The sequence below is a fragment of the Oleiphilus sp. HI0128 genome (assembly GCF_001635365.1).
In genome coordinates this window covers 1-1312 of sequence record NZ_LWGG01000043.1, presented here as the reverse complement: position 1 = coordinate 1312, position 1312 = coordinate 1, and the positions used below count along the sequence as shown (strand labels likewise).

Sequence of the window (1312 nt, the reverse complement as noted above, 5' to 3'; positions counted from 1 at the left end):
TGCGTACCATTGATCTTTCAGGTGACTTTCGTTTGAAAGATGTAGATGTATGGGAAAGTTGGTATGACCAGAAGCATGCCTGCCCTGAATTAATTCCTCAGGCTGCATATGGCCTGCCTGAAATCTATCGTGAACAAATTAAAGATGCCAAATTAGTTGCTTGCCCTGGGTGTTTTCCTACGGTTATTCAGTTGGGCTTTTTACCTTTAGTTGAGCAAGGCTTAGTCCAGGCGGATCGTCTCATTGCAGATGCTAAAACAGGCACCAGTGGTGCTGGGCGTGCAGCTAAAGTTGGTATGCTGTTATCGGAATGCGCTGATAGCTTTAAAGCTTACGGTGTTTCCGGGCATCGCCATTTACCCGAGATCCAGCAAATTTTGAGTGAAGCAAACGGATCGCCTGTTAATGTGACCTTTGTTCCTCATCTCGTGCCCATGATTAGAGGGATCGAAGCGACTTTGTATATACAACCTAAGCCTGATGCTGAATTAAGTCTGGAGCAGGCTCAAGCTATCTATGAAGAGCGCTATAAGGATGAGCCTTTTGTCGATGTGATGCCGCTAGGCTCTTTGCCAGAAACCCGTTCCGTTAAGGGGTCGAATATGTGCCGAATTGCACTGCACCAGCAACCTGGCAGTAATACAATTATTGTATTGTCGGTTATTGATAACCTGGTAAAAGGCTCTTCTGGCCAGGCGATTCAGAACATGAATCTTATGTTTGGTTTTGATGAGATGATGGGCTTACAGCAAGTGGCATTGATGCCCTAACACCTAGGTGAGATTGTACTAGAATGGTAAAACGGAAAGCTGAAGATCGTCTGATTGTAGTTAAGCACAAGCCAGGTATTAAATTAAAACGGCGGGTGATTTTTGCAATTGGCATTTTGGTCATGGGCGTCCTAAGTTTTCTTTTGGGCGATTACCAAATAAAACAGGCACACGAAAAGGTCGTTCAAGAATTAGCAAAAGTTGCACAAGAGTATGCTGCTTTAAAAGAGGAAGAAGTCGCTTTACGGCAGCAAGTCGCAAACCTTGAAAGCGGTCGGACGATTGATGACCTGGCAAAGCAGGAAATTCAGGAGACGATCAGGGATTACAAGGCTCGCGTGTCGCAGTTAGAAAAGGACTTGTCATTTTATCAAAATATTATGGCGCCTTCAGATAACTCGCGAGGCTTACAAGTACAGAAAGCCGAGATTCAGCTAGGTGCAACGGATAGGCGTTTTGACTACAAAATTGTCTTAGCGCAAGTGGCTGATAACAAGAGCTACGTATCCGGGAATGTTGCGATTAACGTGATAGGTATGCAG

2 protein-coding genes are annotated in these 1312 nt (G+C 44.8%); both read left to right on the top strand.

Features of this window, described 5'->3' with window-relative positions:
- A partial coding sequence (argC, locus tag A3763_RS00625; RefSeq protein ID WP_068759811.1) for an N-acetyl-gamma-glutamyl-phosphate reductase occupies positions 1–770 on the top strand: 770 nt, incomplete at its 5' end.
- A gap of 23 nt (positions 771–793) precedes the next feature.
- The coding region (locus A3763_RS00620; RefSeq protein ID WP_068759810.1) for a DUF6776 family protein at positions 794–1312 on the top strand (519 nt) is incomplete at its 3' end.